This window comes from Microbacterium sp. RU33B (assembly GCF_900155915.1).
Taxonomy (GTDB): Bacteria; Actinomycetota; Actinomycetes; order Actinomycetales; family Microbacteriaceae; genus Microbacterium.
Map to the genome: position 1 here is coordinate 200994 of NZ_FTPO01000002.1, position 15194 is coordinate 216187.

The following is a 15194-nucleotide window of genomic DNA, read 5'->3' on the forward strand; positions in this document are numbered from 1 at the left end:
TGACCCGCATCGCGCGCAGACGGCCAGGAGCTGATGGAGTGGGGGGGTGACCGCGTTCCCCCATGCCCTCGACCATGTCGTTCTCGCCGCTCCCTCGCTCGACGATGCGGTGGCGCTCGTCGAGGAGCGCACGGGCGTCCGAGCCAAGCCCGGCGGACGCCATCCCACCGGGACCGCGAACGCCCTCGTCGCCTTCACCGTCGGCGGGGAGCGCTCGCGCCACTATCTCGAACTGATCGGGCCGGATGCCGCATCCGGCGTCGCTCAGGCCGACGTCGAGACGTTCGGCATCCGCCACCTCACCGCGCCTCGGGTCGTCGCCTACGCGCTGCACCCCGACGACATCGACGTGCACGCCGCTGCGGCGAAGGCGGCGGGCTTCGACCTGGGGGATGTGAGCCCGTACTCGCGCACGACGCCGACCGGCGATCTCCTCGAGTGGCGGCTCACTCTTCCGCCGTCGGGTCAGTCCCCGGAGATCCCGTTCCTCATCGATTGGGGTTCGACGCCGCACCCGGCTCTGCAGGACCTGCCGTTGCTCGAGCTCGAGCGCTTCACGATCCGGCATCCGGACCCGGAGCACGTGCGCACTCTGCTCGCGGCGGTCGGCGCCGAGATCGTCGTCGAACAGGATGATGAGCCCGGGCTCGAGCTGATCGTCTCCGGTCCGCGCGGCCACGTCGCCTTCCGCTGACCGCACGACGAAGCGGCCGGGGCCCGTGGGGCTCCGGCCGCTTCGAGCGGGATCACGCGGTGACGCGGGCCTTGTCGTACTGTGCCGAGCCGTAGCCCAGGATGAGGAATCCGATCGCGGAGAAGAGCCACAGCAGGAAGACCGAGAACACGGCGCCCTGACCGAAGCCCTTGCCGATGCGCAGGGAGACGATGATGTGGAACACGATGTTGACGATCGGGATGAGGTACAGCAGTCCCATCCACGCCGAGAAGCCCGCGATCTTCACGAGGACGAACATGTTCACGATGGGGATGATGGCGAGCCATCCGGGGTAGCCGGCCTTGGAGAAGACCTTCCACAGTGCGATGACGAGGATGACGTACCAGATGAGGGCGAAGACGCCCGAGACGGACTGGAGGGCGGTGACGTCGGTCTGCGACGTGATGGAGGTGAGTGCGTTCACGCCCCACAGCATAGGGGCCGGGTGCTACGGCGCGATGACGAGATCGGCGATCACACCATTCTTGGTGGCGAACCGGTACCGCAGATCTGCCACACCTCCCGGGAAGTTCCCCTCGAGGCGCGCCCACACGACCCACCGACCGTCCTCCTCAGCGCTCTGCCCGAGCATGGTCGTGGTGTACGTGTACGCCGACGCGGCCTTGCCGAGCCATCCGCCGATCGCCTCGAGCCCGAGGTACTCGATGCCTTCGTCGACGACGCGCCCGTCAGACGCGAACAGATCGGCGATGTCGCGCCTGCTCTCCGGGTCGGTGTGATCCTCGAGGAAGCGGACGACGACCGGAGGGAGATCATCGGGGGCGTAGGCGGTGTCATTGTTCGTGTCGGTCATGGGATGTCTCCTTCAGGACGCGCGGCTGCCACAGCCCCCGCCCGCGCGGGGCTGAGGCTCTCGCCGGTGGAACCCGGCGTCTGAGGCACAACACCGCGCGTGCTCCGATCCATGCCCCCCGTGCGCGGATGATTTGCCAGGCCCGGCGGCGTGTGCGCAACATATTGCATGCCCATCCCCCACGGATCCGCCGGCGTCGACCGCTCGCTCCTGCGCGACGACGTGTTCCGGCGCCTCCGTGACGCGATCGTCGACGGCACCTTCCAGCCCGGCGAGCAGCTCAAGGACGGCGACCTCGCGGAGTGGCTGGGCGTCAGCCGCACGCCGATCCGCGAAGCGCTGCTGCGCCTCGGCACCAGCGGACTCGTGGTGGCCGTGCCGGGCCGATCGACGACGGTGACCGCGATCGATGCCCAGGCGGCAGCCGACGCACGCGACGTGATCGGGGCGATGCACGCGATGACCGTGCGGCAGATGGCGGGGAGCCTCGGCGACGACGACCTCGAGCGGATGAGGGACGCGAATCGGCGCTTCGCGGCTGCCGTCGACGCCGGCGACATCGACGCGGCGCTCGACGCCGACGAAGAGCTGCACCGCATCCCGGTCGAAGCCCTCGGAAACAAGGCAGTGGAGTCGGTGCTCGAGCACTTCGACCCGCTCGTGCGTCGAGCCGAACGGCAGCGCTTCACCCGCTACGGGCAATCGTCCGTGGCGGCGCACGATCAGCTCATCGACCTCCTGGCCGGGGGCGACGCCGAGAGCGCCTCGATCGTCGCCTTCGACATCTGGCACCGTCTGGAGACCGACGCGGAGGAGTGACGGTGCCGGCATTCTGATAGTCAGTTGCACTGTATATCGTCGGGCTGTACAGTCATACTGAACAGGAGGTCGCGATGAACCGCAATCCGCAGCTGCCGCTCACCGAGACGGTCTACTACATCCTGCTCGCGCTGATCGAGCCCGCTCACGGCTACGTCATCATGTCGCGCGTCGAGGCCATGAGCGACGGAGCCGTGCGCCTGGCCCCGGGCACGCTGTACGGCGCACTCGAGAACCTCGTGAAGCAGCGCCTGATCGTGCGGGTGGAGAGTCCCGACCCGCGTCGGAAGGTGTACGTCATCACGCAGGAGGGGTACGCGACCCTCGCGCAGGACGCCGAACGGATGTCGCACATGGTGCGCATCTTCGAACAGACCCGAGGGGGTGCTCAGCACTCATGAAGACCTTCAAGATGTTCGTCGACTTCGACAAGGAAGAAGCGTGGCTGAACCGCAAGGCCGCGGAGGGATGGGGTCTCGTCGGCGCCGGATTCCTGTACACGTTCGCCCCGATCGCTCCCGGTTCGGCCGTCGTGCGGGTCGACTACCGCCCCTCGATGAGCGCCGGCGATTTCGACGACTACCGGAACCTCTTCTGGGATGCCGGCTGGCGCCACGTCGCCGGATCGCGGTGGAGCGGCGCACAGTACTTCGCGTCGATCACGCGCGATGCGGACGCCGACATCTTCTCCGACCCGGCATCGAAGGCTCAGCGCTATCAGCGCGCGATGACGATGACCTCGGCGCTGCTCCTGCCGTTCTTCGTGATCACGGTCGCACTCTGGCCCCAGGGACTGCTGTCGCCGGACCTGTACCTCACTCCCGGACTGTGGGAGATGGAGGGGTGGCAGTTCGTGCGAGCGTTCGCCTTCGAGACGCCGTTCATGCTTCTCCGCATCGCCGGACCCGTCGTGCTGATCGGGGCGTGCGTCGCGTTCGCCGTGCAGATCGTCTACCAGTGGGTCCTCTACCGGCGGGCTCTCTCACCGACCAGGGTCTGACCCAAGTCCGGCATCGGCTCGCTGACCGGCGCCCAGACGATCGAACGTCGAGGCGAGGACGGCGGCGAGAACGAGGCCGACGCCGAGCCAGACCGGCATCCGGATCGCTCCTTCGACGAGCGCTCCGGATGCCGCGACCCCGGCAGAGCCCGCGGTGATCTTGAGCGCCCCCACCCAGACGAAGACCTGCGCCCGCGCCTCGAGCGGCGAGTACTCGCTGCGGGCCGCGAGCGTCGCCGCGAAGAAGAACGAGTTGAGCATGCCGGCAACGGCATACGCCGCGATCATCCAGCCGATCGAGGCGGCCAGAGCGACTCCCGCGAGGGCCAGCGCGACGCACAGAGCGAGCCGGCTCATCAGCGGATCGGCGTCGGCGCGGGAGGGGCGCACCATCACGCCGACCGAAGCCACGAGCCCACCCAGCCCGTAGGCCGCCGTGAGCGCTCCGGCCGTCGCGGCGGGCGCCCCGAGGCTCGGCGCGACCACGACGGCGGTCACCGGAAGCGCAGCGACGGCGAGCGCGACGGTCACCGTGAGGTACAGCGTCCGGCGCAGGGGCCCGCTGCTCAGCATGATCCCCAGGGTGCGCAGCGGTCTCGGCACGTCTCCCGCACCGGCCGGCGGCGAGGTCGGGAGGATCCGCACGAGCGCCGCGGCGGCGAACGTCATCACCGCGAGCACGAGAGCGGCCGTCGTGGGCGAGATCCACACCGAGACCGCCGCCACGATGCTCGGGCCGATCGTGCCGCCGAGCCCGTAGGTGGCGACATCCCAGCCCTGCGCTCGTCGCTGGCGCACGAGATCAGGGCCCGCGATCGCCGGCAGGCGACTCGAGATCCCCCCGGTGAGCAGCGGACCGACGAGCCCCGACGCGACCAGCAGCAGAGCCGTGACCCCCGTCCACACCCACGGGAACAGCAGCACGGCTGCGGCCAGCGTCGCTCCGTGCACCATGCACGCGACGGCGATCACCGTGCGCCCGTCGCGGGCCGTGTCGAGTCGGCGCGCGACGAAGGGGCCGAGCAGGTGCGGCGCCGTGATGCTCGCCCCGAGCAGGCCCGCCTCCCAGCCCGCACCGCCCGCCGTGGTGACGAGCAGCACGATCGCGACCACCCCGCCGCCATCGGCGGTGCGGGCGAGCGTCGCGGCGGCGACGTACCGGGCGAGGCCGCCGGCGGTGCGCGTCCCGCGCGCGCCTGCGAGGTCGTCCGTCTGGAGCCCGCCGGTCACGACGGAAGGAGGCCGAGGTCTCTCACGACCCGGCCCACACGCTCTCGCGCCGCCGCGTCGAGCCCCCGGAGAGGACGCGGGATGCTGTCGGGCTGCACGAGGCCCGCCATCTCGGCGATCGCGGCGATCACCCGGAAGCTGCCGCCGAACTCGGCGAACAGCTCCCACAGCGGCTGAAGCCGGTCGGACGCGGCGACGGCGGCCGCGGCATCCCCCGAGCGGGCCGCCCGCGTGAGCGCCACCGCCGGCCCCGGCAGCGTCCCCGCGATCACCGAATACCAGGCGTCGCAGCCCGCGTTCAGTCCGGTCGCCGCCGACGCATCGCCCGACACGCCGATCGTCACGCCGGGCGGCACCGCGTCGCGGATGCCGTCCACCCGAGCCCGCGCGGCATCCGGATCCGCCGGGACCCCCGGGATCTTGATCGACGCGACGCCCGTCAGCTGGGCGATGCGGGCGTAGAGCGCATCGGTGAAGTCGAACCGGGTCGTCGCGGGGTTGTCGTAGACGATGACCGGCACCTCGACGGCGGCGGTCAGCTCGTCGAACAGCCCGAACACGTCGTCGTCGGTGAGCGGCTGGTATGACACGGGGGCGACGAGCACCGCGGCGGCACCGGCATCCTGCGCATCGCGCGCCAGAGCCAGCACGTGCGATGTCCGCAGCGCCCCGACTCCGACGAAGACCGGTGTGGATCCGGCGTGCGCCAGCGCGAGACGCGCGACCCGGCGGCGCTCGTCGGCGGTGAGGTACGCGTACGAACCCGTCGAGCCGAGTGCGGTGATCGAGTCGACGCCGGCAGCCGCCGCTCGTTCGACGAGCCCGGCGAAGGCGCGCTCGTCGACGCGGTCGTCGTGCAGCGGCGTGAGGGGGAAGGCACTGAGGCCGGTGATGGTCATGGGGTCTCCGTTCCGAAGAGGAGCTCGGCGAGGTCGCCGGCGAACGAGGTGGCGTGCTCGGGCACGAGGGTCGCGGTCGTGACGCGGAGGGCGGGAGGAGGATCGGATGCCACGGCGAAGTCCGCGCCGCCGCGCACGAGCCATCCCCGCCGGTGGAGCGCCTCCACCACAGCCTGCTCGGGCCGATCGAGCGGGATCCACAGATTGAGGCCGTCGGCCGGGGGAAGGAAGGGGATGCCGCGCGCGGCGAGTGCGTCGGCGAGGGCCGCGCCCCGGCGGCGATACGCCCGACGCGCCGTGGCCAGCAGCTCCCGGGTCGCGGGATCTCCGAGCATCCCCGCCACGATGCGCTGGAGGATCGTGCTGACCCACACCGCACCGCCGAGCCGCGCCTCCAGGCGCGCCTCGGTGCCGGGATCGCAGTGCACGACGGCGAGCCGCAGATCGGGCCCGAGGAACTTCGACACCGACCGCACGAGCGCCCAGCGCTGGGAATCCGGCGGGGTGGCGCGCGCGTACGCCGAGTCGGCGATGGCGGAGAAGTGGTCGTCTTCGATCACGAGCACCGACGGATGGCGAGCCAGCACCTCGCGCAGCATCCCCGCGCGGCGCGGGGTGATCGTGGCCCCGGTGGGGTTGTGCGCGCGGGGCGTCAGCACGACCGCGCGCGCGCCGGCGACCAGCGCCGCCTCGAGCTCGTCGGGGAGCACGCCCTCGGCATCCATCCCCATCGGAAGCGCCGCGAATCCGTTCGCGTGCAGCACCCCCGCGCTCGAGAGGAAGCAGGGATCCTCGACGGCGACACCGTCGCCGCGCACGAGGTGCGCTGTGAGCAGGCGCTCGACGGCGTCGATCGCTCCCGCCGTGATGACGACGGACGCGGATGCCGGAACGTCTCCCCCGGCGCGGGCCTGCGCCCACGCCACGAGTGCGTCCTCGACGACGCGGTCGCCGTACACGAGGGGCTCGTAGCCGAGGAGGGCGGCGCCGATGCCCGGAAGCAGGGCGGGATCGGGGTTGCCGGCCGCGAGATTGACCACTCCGGCGGCGGACTCCATGCCCTCGCGGGGAGCGAACTCCCGGGCGCGGACGATGGTTCCTGCGCGTCCGCGTGCGGACACGACGCCGGATGCCGCGAGGTGGGCGTACGCGGCGGCGACCGTGTTGCGGTTCACGCCGAGATCGGCGGCGAGCGCGCGGATCGTCGGCAGAGGAGATCCGACGTCGAGCGCGCCGGAATCGACCTGGTCGCGGATCGACGTCGCGATGTCGGCGGCGGTGGCTCCCGTGATGCTGCTCACGCCGACACGGTATCGCGGGTTGTCCTATGACAAACAGATACGTCTGCTCTCCATCCGGTTCACGGCGATCGTTGAGCTCGCAGGCTTGTCGAAACTCGGTAGGTATGTATTGTTTATCGATAGACACTGACCGCTTATCGATAGGCGCTGCCCCATGAACCGCACGACGATCGTCGTCCTGAAGACGCTCATCGCGATCCTTCTCGCCCTCCTGCTGTTCTGCCAGGTCGTCGTGATCCCGCAGACCGTCGCCGGCCTCGCCACGGTCTACCCCGAGTTCTCGCAGCTCGTCGCCCCGGGGATCCTCGTGGGCGGCGTGTTCGCCCTGTGCGCCCAGGTGCTGCTCGTATGCGTGTGGCGCCTCGTGACCCTCGTGCGCGTCGACAGCATCTTCAGCGAGCGCGCGTTCATCTGGGTGGATGTCGCACTCGGCGCCGTGGCTCTCGCCACCGTGCTCGTGGTCGTGGCCCTCGTCGTTCTGATGAGCGCCGGCGCGAGTCCGCCGTCGATCTCGCTGCTGTGCCTCATCGGCGCCATCGTCGGCGCGGGCCTCTCGTTGCTGCTCGTGGTGCTGCGTGGCCTCCTGCGCAAGGCATCTCAGCTCGAGCGCGACCTCTCCGAGGTGGTCTGATGCCCATCATCATCAACCTCGACGTCGAGCTCGCGAAGAAGAAGATGTCGGTGAACGACTTCGCCGCCGCGATCGACATCACGCCCGTCAACGTGTCGGTGCTCAAGAACGGCCGGGCGAAGGCCATCCGCTTCTCCACCCTCGACGCGATCTGCCGGGTGCTGGAGTGCCAGCCCGGCGACATCCTCGTGTGGGTCCCCGAAGCGGATGCCGAGGGACTCGGAACGATCGACGCCCGACCGGCCGACACGGGGGCCGGCGCATGAGCGGCGTCGCGACGCGGACGCGCGAGCCGCTGTGGAGCGAGGTCGCGATCCGCCGCCTGCTCGACACCACGACCTGCCCGCTGTGCGGACGCGGCCAGGTCCTTTCCGAGCGATGCCGCCAATGCGGAGCCGACTTCGCGGGCGGCGTCGGGGCCGAGCTGTGGGATGCCTCGCAGTCGGCCGTCACCGCGCTCCGCGCCCGCCAGGCCGTGCTCGACCGGGTGCCCGTCGTGGCGCCCCGCCCGGTCGCACCACCCGTCGCGCCACCTGTGGCCGTGCGCGCCGCGGCCGCCCCGCGCTCGAGCGCCACGGTGCAGTCCGTGCTCGCCGTCGCCGGCGCCGGCCTCGTGGCGGTCGCGGCGATCGTCTTCACGTTCTTCACCCCCGACCTCACCGACCGGGGCGTGCGCAACGCGATCATCGCGACGGTCACCCTCCTCTTCCTCGGCGGCGCGCGGGTGCTCGTCGGCCGCGGGCTGCGGTTCTCGGCCGAGGCCGTCGGCGCGCTCGGCATCGTCTTCGTGGCCCTCGACGTCGCGGCGGTGGCGGAGATCTCCTCGGACTCGCCGTGGACCGCTGCCGCGATCGGCACCCTGCTGGCGGGAGCCGCCCTGGCGACCCTGGCCGTGCGGTTCGGCATCCGCGTCTGGCTGTGGTGCGCGAGCCTCGCGCTCGCGTGCGTTCCCGTCATGTTCGGCTTCGGAGGACCGGGCGGCTTCGCCGGCGTGCTGGGGTGGCTCGGCACCGCGGTGGCGGCGAGCCTGCTCATCGAGGCGCGCCGGTTCGTGGCCGCTCGCTTCGGAGGACGGCTGCGGGCCGAGGGCGTGACGCTGTCGATCGTGCAGCTCGTCGCCCTCCCGCTGACGTTCGCGGCCACGCTGACCTCCGAGCTCCTCTCCCTGTCGATGTGGACCTACGTGGGGCTGTTCGCCGCCGTCGCCGTGCTGGCGGGGTTCTCGGCCCGGCACCCGTGGAGCGGCTTCTGGAGCTTCGCCGCCGGCGGGGCCGCCGTGATGACGTTCGTCGTGCTGCCAGTGGCGGCCCTTCCCCGCGTCGAGATCACGACCTGGCTTCCCGCCGTCATCCCGCTCGCGGGGGTCATCGGGCTCCTCGTGGTGGGGGGCATCCCTCTTCCTTCGGCGGTGCGCCGCTCCGCGTTCCTCGGTGGTGCGATCGTCGGTGTCGCCGTGAGCGCGGTCGTGACGAGCGCGATGTCGGCCGGAATCGTGCTCGCCACCCTGCTCGGCGTCTCGGGCTTCATCGGCGACGCGACCGATGCGAACGCCGTCGGCGGCGTCACGGTCGGTCTCGCGGCACTCGCGGTCGGGCTCCCGGCCTTCTCCTGGCTGCAGGAGCGGCGGGCGCCGCGAAGCGAGCAGGTCGGGGCGGATGCTCCGGCGCTGCCGGATGCCGAGCCCACGATCCCCGAGTCATCCGTCCTCCTCGGCGCGGCGCCGATCGGCACGCGCTGGCTCGGGTATCTGGGGTTCTGGTACGCCGGTCTCGCCGCCCTGACGCTCGTGTCGACCCCCGCGATCACGCTGTGGGGTCGGATCGCGATCGGCCTCGCCCTCGCCGTCGCCGCCGGCGCCGCGGTATCGGGCATCCCCCGCCTGCGCACCGCGAACCTCGCCGTGCGCGTCCCGGTCGTGGTCTCCGCGCACGCGCTCGTGGCGTTCACCGCGATCCTCTCGTGGCGCGACCCCGAACTCGTGGTGGGAGCGGGCGTCGCGATCGTGGGCGCCCTCGCGGTGATCTCGCTCGCACTGCCGGCGCGGACGCGCTTCGTGCACGTCGGCGTCGGCTACGCCTATGCGCTCGTCGTCTTCGCGACGGCTCTCACCCTGCAGGGCGTCGGAGCCCTCGCGGTCGTCTGCCTGACGACGTCCGCCGGTGCTCTCGTGGCGATCGCGGCGACCTTCCTCTCCCGGGTCGGCGCGCGCGCGTGGTACGCGATCCTCGTCGTCACCTCCGTGCCGTTCGTGCTCGGCATCGTGCAGGTGGTCTTCGAGCGCAGCGGCTGGACGGCCCTCTCCACGGGCCTCATCTTCGCCCTCGCCCTCACGCTCGTGATCACGTCGCGCCCGGGCCTGGGCATCGCCGTGCGCAGCCTGGCCGCGGCGGTGCTCGTGCCGTCGGTCGCCGTGGTCGTCGTGTGCCTCGGCGCCCAGCTCCTCGCGGGCAGCGGATCACCCGTGGTCCTCCCCGTCATCGCGGTCGTGGTGGCCATCGTGCTCCCCACCACCGACACTGTGCGACGGGGCCTCGCCCCGCGGATCGGCGAGCACGATGCCGTGCGCGTCCGCCTCGCGATCGAGGCATCCACCCTGATCACCACGGCGATCGCGGTCGCCCTCGCCCTCGTGCGCGAGGCGGCCGGACTCGGCACCACATTCCTCGTGCTGACGATCATCGGCGCCGGAGCGGTCGCCGCCGGCCTGACGACCCGCCGTCGCTACGCGTGGTGGCTGGCCGGAGCCGCGTTCACCGGAGCACTGTGGTGCGTGTGGGGCATCGCCGGCGTCACCGAGATCGAGCCCTACCTCCTCCCTCCGGCGGTGGCCGCCGCACTTGTGGGCGCGGTGCTGACGGCCCGGGCGAAGCGCGGCGTCCCGCTGTACACGGCGGGCCTGGCAGTGGGGATCGTCCCGCTGCTGGCGCTCTCGGCCGTCGACGGGCCGCCCGCCCGTGCGCTCGGCCTCATCGGGGCATCCTGGCTCCTGGTCGCCATCGGGTTCGCCTTCGGAGCGGTCGCGCGGCGCACCGGTGGGATGTGGCGGCACGCGTGGCGTCTGCGCGCGCTCCGCATCCCGACCTTCGCGGCAGCCGTCGTCGCCGCTGCGGCGAGCGCGGTCCAGGGCGTGCGCTTCGGGCTCGGACTCGACACCGCGCCCGACGCCCTGTTCCTCACGTGCCTCGGTCTCGGGCTGCTCGGCGCCGTCCCTGCCGCGCTCTCGGCCCGAGGGCTGCGCACATCGGCGCTGCCGACATCCGCTCTCGCGCGCTCGCGCTGGCTGGCCGCCCCCGCGATCGCGTACGTGGCCGTGGCCGCGTGGGCCTCGATCGAGCGGGACTGGTTCACGATCTGGGCGATGTGGAGCCTCATGCTGGTCCTCCTCGCCCTCGTGGTCGTGACGTCGTGGCGCGCTCGCGGCAGAGCGACGACCCTTCCGCCGGTGTGGTTCGCGTTCACGCTGGCGTTCGTCACGGCCGTCGTCGCGTGGAGCCCTCGCGAGCTGAGGGTGGAATGGTTCTCCCTCCCCTTGGGCGCCTTCCTCCTGATCGCCGGTGCCCTGCACCTGAAGACGGATGCCTCGGCCCGCCGCACGATCGCGTCGTGGCCCGCGGGATGGCCGGGGTCGTGGCCCCTCCTCGGCCCGGGACTGGTCGTGATGCTCAGCGCGTCGATCGCCGCGACCTTCACCGACCCCACCACATGGCGCGCGATCCTCGTGATCGCCCTCGCACTCGTGGCGATCCTCGTCGGCTCGGGACGCCGCCTGGCAGCGCCGTTCCTCATCGGCATCGTCGTGCTCCCGGTCGAGAACGTCCTCGCCTTCGTCGTGCAGATCGGCCGCGGCATCGAGTCGATGCCCTGGTGGATCACGCTCGCCGTCGTCGGGGCCGTGCTGCTCATCATCGCCGTGACGTACGAGCGACGCGACGGCGAGAGCGCCGGGATCGCGGCGCGACTGCGCGACCTGGGGTGAGGGGTATCAACCAGCGGGTAACACACTCTTAACATTCGGTGTCGCATTCAGGACGCCGACCACTACCCATCAGCGGCGGTGCGGGGGTAGAGTGAAAACGCGCAGTCGCGGAGATTGGGAATCTTCGCTTTGTCGGATCTGGGGTCCACATTGCGCACTGGGGAGTACGGACTGATTCGTCAGGCCGTCGGCGATTTCTGGGGAAGACATGCCGAGCAATGCTTTTGAGCCGATCGTGTCGGTCGAACGATGACCGCGATCGACGACACGACGGGTGTGTTCGCACCGGTCGCTGCGCCGCGCGCGGAGAAGCCGAACACCAGGACGCTCATCACGCCGCGCACGTCGCGTGCGGTCGAGGACCGTCGGGTCTGGGAGCGCGCGTACCGCACGCGCCTGCGGATCAACGACACGGTCATCGCGCTGCTCACGTGCACCCTGGCATCCCTCATCTCGCTGTTCCTCATCGATCCCGCCCTCCTGCGCACCGACCCGTGGATCCTCGCCCGCATCCCTCTCGTCACTGCGTTCGGCTGGCTCCTCATGCTCAGCCTGTTCAGCACCCGCCAGCCGGCCGTCATGGGAACGGGCGCGACCGAGTACAAGCGTGTCGCGCACGCCACGGCGATGGCGTTCGGGTTCGTGGCGATCGCCTTCGTGGTCTTCCAGTGGGAGGGCCTGCGGACGCAGCTGTTCTTCGCGCTCCCCGTCGGCGTCGCCCTGCTCATCTTCAGTCGCTGGATGTGGCGTCGCTGGCTGCTCCGCCAGCGCGTCTACGGCGGCTACGCCTCACGCACGATCGTCGTGGGCAATCGCGATGACGTCGAGCACGTCGTCCGCACCCTCGGAGACAAGGGCGTCCTCGGCTACCGGGTCGTCGGGGCCGCGATCCTCGACGACGAGATCGGCACGCTGAACGTCGACTCGGTGTCGTATCCCCTCATGCACAGCACCACGTGGGTCTCGCAGGCCCCGACGCTCGAGGCCGACACGATCATCGTGGCGAGCCAGCCCAGCGGCGAGCCCGACTACATCAAGCACCTCGCATGGCAGATGGAGGGCACCGCGGCCGAGCTCGTGCTCTCCAGCCGGCTCGGAGACATCGCGGGCCCCCGCATGTCGCTGCGGCCCGTTGAGGGCCTTCCGCTCATCCACGTGCAGATCCCCGACTTCGAGGGCGGCTCGCACGCGTTCAAGCGGGCCCTCGACATCGTGGTGTCGTCTGTCGCACTGATCCTGTTCGCCCCGTTCGCGGCGCTGATCGCGCTCGCGATCAAGCTCGACTCGCCCGGCCCCGTGTTCTTCCTGCAGCGCCGCGTCGGGCGCGACGGCCAGGAGTTCCGGATGGTGAAGTTCCGCTCCATGCGCACCGACGCCGAAGCCCAGCTCGCGACGCTCATGGCCTCGAACGAGGGCGCCGGACCCCTCTTCAAGATGCACGACGATCCACGTGTCACGCGCGTCGGACGCATCCTGCGCAAGTACTCGCTGGATGAGATCCCTCAGTTCTGGAACGCACTCGTGGGCGACATGAGCGTCGTGGGACCTCGCCCGCCGCTGCCCGCCGAGGTCACCGCGTACGACGGCACCGTCATCCGTCGCCTCTACATCAAGCCGGGCATCACCGGCCCCTGGCAGGTGGGCGGGCGCAGCGACCTCTCGTGGGAGGAGAGCGTCCGGCTCGACCTCCGCTACGTCGAGAACTGGTCGGTCATCGGCGACCTCATCATCATGTGGCGGACGGCCAAGGTGATGATCCGTCCCGACGGCGCGTATTGATTCACTGCGGTTCCGTGGCGCTCACCTGCGGTCTCGGCCGATCGGGGAGAATGGCGTGATGAACAGTTCGGCCATCAATGATCCCGAGCATTCCAAGAAGAAGGTCGCCGATACTCGGCTCGGCCGCGTGCTATTCGTCGGCAGCTCCGGCGGGCACCTCGCGCAGCTGCTTCCACTCCGCGATCTGTTTCACCACGACGACCGATCCTGGGTGACATTTCCCACGACCGACGCCACCGGCGCGTTGTCCGAGGAGTCCGATGTGGTCTGGGCTTCTTACCCGACCACGAGGAACCTCCCGAACCTTCTCCGCAACACCTTGCAGGCCTGGCATTTGATGCGCTCTCGTCGCCCGGACGTGGTCATCTCCACAGGAGCAGCGGTGGCCCTCCCCTACTTCATCCTCAGCCGCTTCTTCGGTGCGCGAACCGCCTATATCGAGGTCTACGACCGGGTTGACAGCCCGACTCTCACTGCTCGCCTGTGCAGCCCGTTCACCGACCTTTTCGCAGTTCAGTGGGATGAGCAGCGCCGACTGTACCGAGACACCGTGACGATCGGACCGCTTCTGTGAGAATCGATTGGGTGCCCGGTCGGAGAGCTGTGCTCGTCATCACGGGCACGGACACGCATCCATTCGATCGGCTGTGCGCATGGGCAGACGACTGGGCGGCAGCTCACCCCGGCGATGATGTCGTCGTGCAGTACGGATTCAGCACTGGTCCCCAGATCGCGCGTTCCGTGAAGATGATGGCGCCGGCAGACCTGTCAGACGCGCTCGCTGAGGCCGATCTCGTCATCACGCACGGAGGACCTGGGACGATAGCTACGGTCCGATCGGCTGGCCTAATGCCGATCGTTCTTGCGCGCGACCCGGCACTCGGAGAGCATGTCGACGAACATCAGTTGCGCTTCGCCAAATGGGCCCACGAGCGCGGCCTCGGTATCGTGGTCGATGACACCGCTGAGTTGGAAGAGGCCATCGGACGGAACGGATCCATGAAGGGTGCAACGGCCGCCCACCCCGCCGCTCAGGTCGCCGCCTCCGTGGCGTCATTCGGGGAGAAGCTCCGCGTCCTCAGGAGCGGACGAGCCCCACGCAGGACTTTCCCCCTGTTGCGCAGGCCCCGCTGGCGCGACCCTGAGTAACCCGGGTGATGCGGAGCGTCAGCGATTGACGCGCATGAAGGCGTTGTCAATCGTCCCGTTGAATTGATCCGGCTCCCACGCAGCGATTGCCAACTTTGGCGTGAGCTTTCCTCCGACCGTGAGCGGCGTGCCTACTGATTTCGTCGCCACGCTACCGACTACGGAGTTGGTACGCGATCGCCATTCCGCACCCGAGTCGATGCGCGTCAGCGTCAGTGCGATCTCCGACCCCGTCCGGCTGCAATTGACGCGGTACCACACGTTGGGGGCAATGACATGCCCGATGCGAACAGTGGCTGTCTTTCGACTTCCCTTCACAACGCAAACGGCTGAACCGGAATCCAGTTCTATCTTGTATTGGCCCGAGTCGTCAGCCAGACCGCGCTGGATGAGATTGTCGCCATCGTTCTTGCCGCCCGAGACGGTTCGAAAGTCCGCGCCGAAGGAGAAGTCACGCGTACCGGGCGCAAGGACGTCCGTCCCGGTGGCATTTGTAACGGCCAGGACCGCTCCAGTCTCGGACCCGACCGAGGGGTAGACAGCGGCATCGCCGTTGCCTGGCCTCGATTGCAGGACGATCTTGCCGCCCGCGGCACTCACCGTCTGGGCCCTTACCGACGCACTGCCCGACACATTGGTCAGGTTGCCATCCATCTTGAGAGTGACTCCAACGGGCGTCGTGCTCGTGGATGCAGCCAGCAGCACGGAGACTACGAGAGTCACCGTTCCGCCGACAGCTCTAAGTCTGCGCACGTCAGGTCCCTTCCTCAGGTCACTCGCCTCCAGGCCGTATGCGAGATCGTTTCCCATGCTCCTGCATTTCCCTGATCAACACGGCCCCCTCGAATCGGGTGCGAGAGTGTGATATCGACCACCGAACT

At 69.9% G+C, this 15194-nt stretch carries 16 protein-coding genes; 10 read left to right on the top strand and 6 right to left on the bottom strand.

Annotation, left to right across the window (positions count from 1 at the left end; genetic code table 11):
• Positions 1 to 46: 46 nt before the first annotated feature.
• Positions 47 to 694: a VOC family protein gene (locus B0B14_RS10640; RefSeq protein WP_076681545.1), complete on the top strand. Its 648-nt coding sequence runs from the start codon at positions 47 to 49 to the stop codon at positions 692 to 694.
• Positions 695 to 746: 52 nt separating this feature from the next.
• Here the strand turns inward: B0B14_RS10640 and B0B14_RS10645 are convergent, their stop codons facing one another.
• Positions 747 to 1139, bottom strand: a complete 393-nt coding sequence (locus B0B14_RS10645) for a DUF5684 domain-containing protein (RefSeq protein ID WP_076682643.1) — start codon at positions 1137 to 1139, stop codon at positions 747 to 749.
• 24 nt (positions 1140 to 1163) lie between these two features.
• Entirely contained in the window at positions 1164 to 1529 is a 366-nt protein-coding gene (locus tag B0B14_RS10650) for a hypothetical protein (RefSeq protein WP_076681546.1), read from the bottom strand.
• A 168-nt stretch (positions 1530 to 1697) separates the two neighbouring features.
• Between B0B14_RS10650 and B0B14_RS10655 the strand changes: the two genes are divergently transcribed.
• From B0B14_RS10655 to B0B14_RS10665, 3 genes are all read left to right on the top strand, one after another.
• Positions 1698 to 2348 (top strand): GntR family transcriptional regulator, encoded by a 651-nt coding sequence (locus tag B0B14_RS10655; protein ID WP_076681547.1) that lies wholly within the window; start codon positions 1698 to 1700, stop codon positions 2346 to 2348.
• Between the two features lie 74 nt (positions 2349 to 2422).
• Positions 2423 to 2749 carry a PadR family transcriptional regulator gene (locus tag B0B14_RS10660; protein WP_076681548.1) on the top strand — a complete coding sequence of 109 codons (327 nt, stop codon included), beginning with the start codon at positions 2423 to 2425 and terminating at the stop codon, positions 2747 to 2749.
• Positions 2746 to 3348 (top strand): DUF2812 domain-containing protein, encoded by a 603-nt coding sequence (locus tag B0B14_RS10665; protein ID WP_076681549.1) that lies wholly within the window; start codon positions 2746 to 2748, stop codon positions 3346 to 3348. Before B0B14_RS10660 ends, B0B14_RS10665 begins: the two co-directional genes overlap by 4 nt.
• Here the strand turns inward: B0B14_RS10665 and B0B14_RS10670 are convergent.
• From B0B14_RS10670 to B0B14_RS10680, 3 genes are read right to left on the bottom strand one after another with little or no spacing between them, the layout of a single operon-like run.
• Positions 3331 to 4578 (bottom strand): MFS transporter, encoded by a 1248-nt coding sequence (locus B0B14_RS10670; RefSeq protein WP_218642081.1) that lies wholly within the window; start codon positions 4576 to 4578, stop codon positions 3331 to 3333. The two genes, B0B14_RS10665 and B0B14_RS10670, sit on opposite strands and share 18 nt — an antisense overlap.
• Positions 4575 to 5477, bottom strand: a complete 903-nt coding sequence (locus B0B14_RS10675; RefSeq protein ID WP_076681550.1) for a dihydrodipicolinate synthase family protein — start codon at positions 5475 to 5477, stop codon at positions 4575 to 4577. The genes B0B14_RS10670 and B0B14_RS10675 overlap by 4 nt, the downstream gene beginning before the upstream one ends.
• Positions 5474 to 6778 carry an aminotransferase class I/II-fold pyridoxal phosphate-dependent enzyme gene (locus B0B14_RS10680; protein ID WP_218642082.1) on the bottom strand — a complete coding sequence of 435 codons (1305 nt, stop codon included), beginning with the start codon at positions 6776 to 6778 and terminating at the stop codon, positions 5474 to 5476. Before B0B14_RS10680 ends, B0B14_RS10675 begins: the two co-directional genes overlap by 4 nt.
• A 154-nt stretch (positions 6779 to 6932) precedes the next feature.
• Between B0B14_RS10680 and B0B14_RS10685 the strand changes: the two genes are divergently transcribed.
• The 6 genes from B0B14_RS10685 to B0B14_RS16960 all read left to right on the top strand — a co-directional run bounded on the left by B0B14_RS10685 (position 6933) and on the right by B0B14_RS16960 (position 14313).
• Positions 6933 to 7409, top strand: a complete 477-nt coding sequence (locus B0B14_RS10685) for a DUF2975 domain-containing protein (RefSeq protein WP_083710548.1) — start codon at positions 6933 to 6935, stop codon at positions 7407 to 7409.
• Positions 7409 to 7675, top strand: coding sequence for a helix-turn-helix domain-containing protein (locus tag B0B14_RS10690; protein ID WP_076681551.1), 267 nt, complete (start codon positions 7409 to 7411; stop codon positions 7673 to 7675). The genes B0B14_RS10685 and B0B14_RS10690 overlap by 1 nt, the downstream gene beginning before the upstream one ends.
• Positions 7672 to 11385, top strand: a complete 3714-nt coding sequence (locus B0B14_RS10695; RefSeq protein WP_076681552.1) for an SCO7613 C-terminal domain-containing membrane protein — start codon at positions 7672 to 7674, stop codon at positions 11383 to 11385. The genes B0B14_RS10690 and B0B14_RS10695 overlap by 4 nt, the downstream gene beginning before the upstream one ends.
• 249 nt (positions 11386 to 11634) lie before the next feature.
• Positions 11635 to 13164, top strand: coding sequence for a sugar transferase (locus tag B0B14_RS10700; protein WP_076681553.1), 1530 nt, complete (start codon positions 11635 to 11637; stop codon positions 13162 to 13164).
• 58 nt (positions 13165 to 13222) lie between these two features.
• Entirely contained in the window at positions 13223 to 13738 is a 516-nt protein-coding gene (locus B0B14_RS10705) for a glycosyltransferase family protein (protein WP_083710604.1), read from the top strand.
• A 176-nt stretch (positions 13739 to 13914) separates the two neighbouring features.
• Positions 13915 to 14313 carry a glycosyltransferase gene (locus tag B0B14_RS16960; RefSeq protein ID WP_372236644.1) on the top strand — a complete coding sequence of 133 codons (399 nt, stop codon included), beginning with the start codon at positions 13915 to 13917 and terminating at the stop codon, positions 14311 to 14313.
• Positions 14314 to 14331: 18 nt separating this feature from the next.
• Here the strand turns inward: B0B14_RS16960 and B0B14_RS16365 are convergent, their stop codons facing one another.
• Complete coding sequence (locus B0B14_RS16365; RefSeq protein WP_218642083.1) at positions 14332 to 15018, bottom strand: LamG domain-containing protein; 687 nt, start codon at positions 15016 to 15018, stop codon at positions 14332 to 14334.
• Positions 15019 to 15194: the final 176 nt, after the last annotated feature.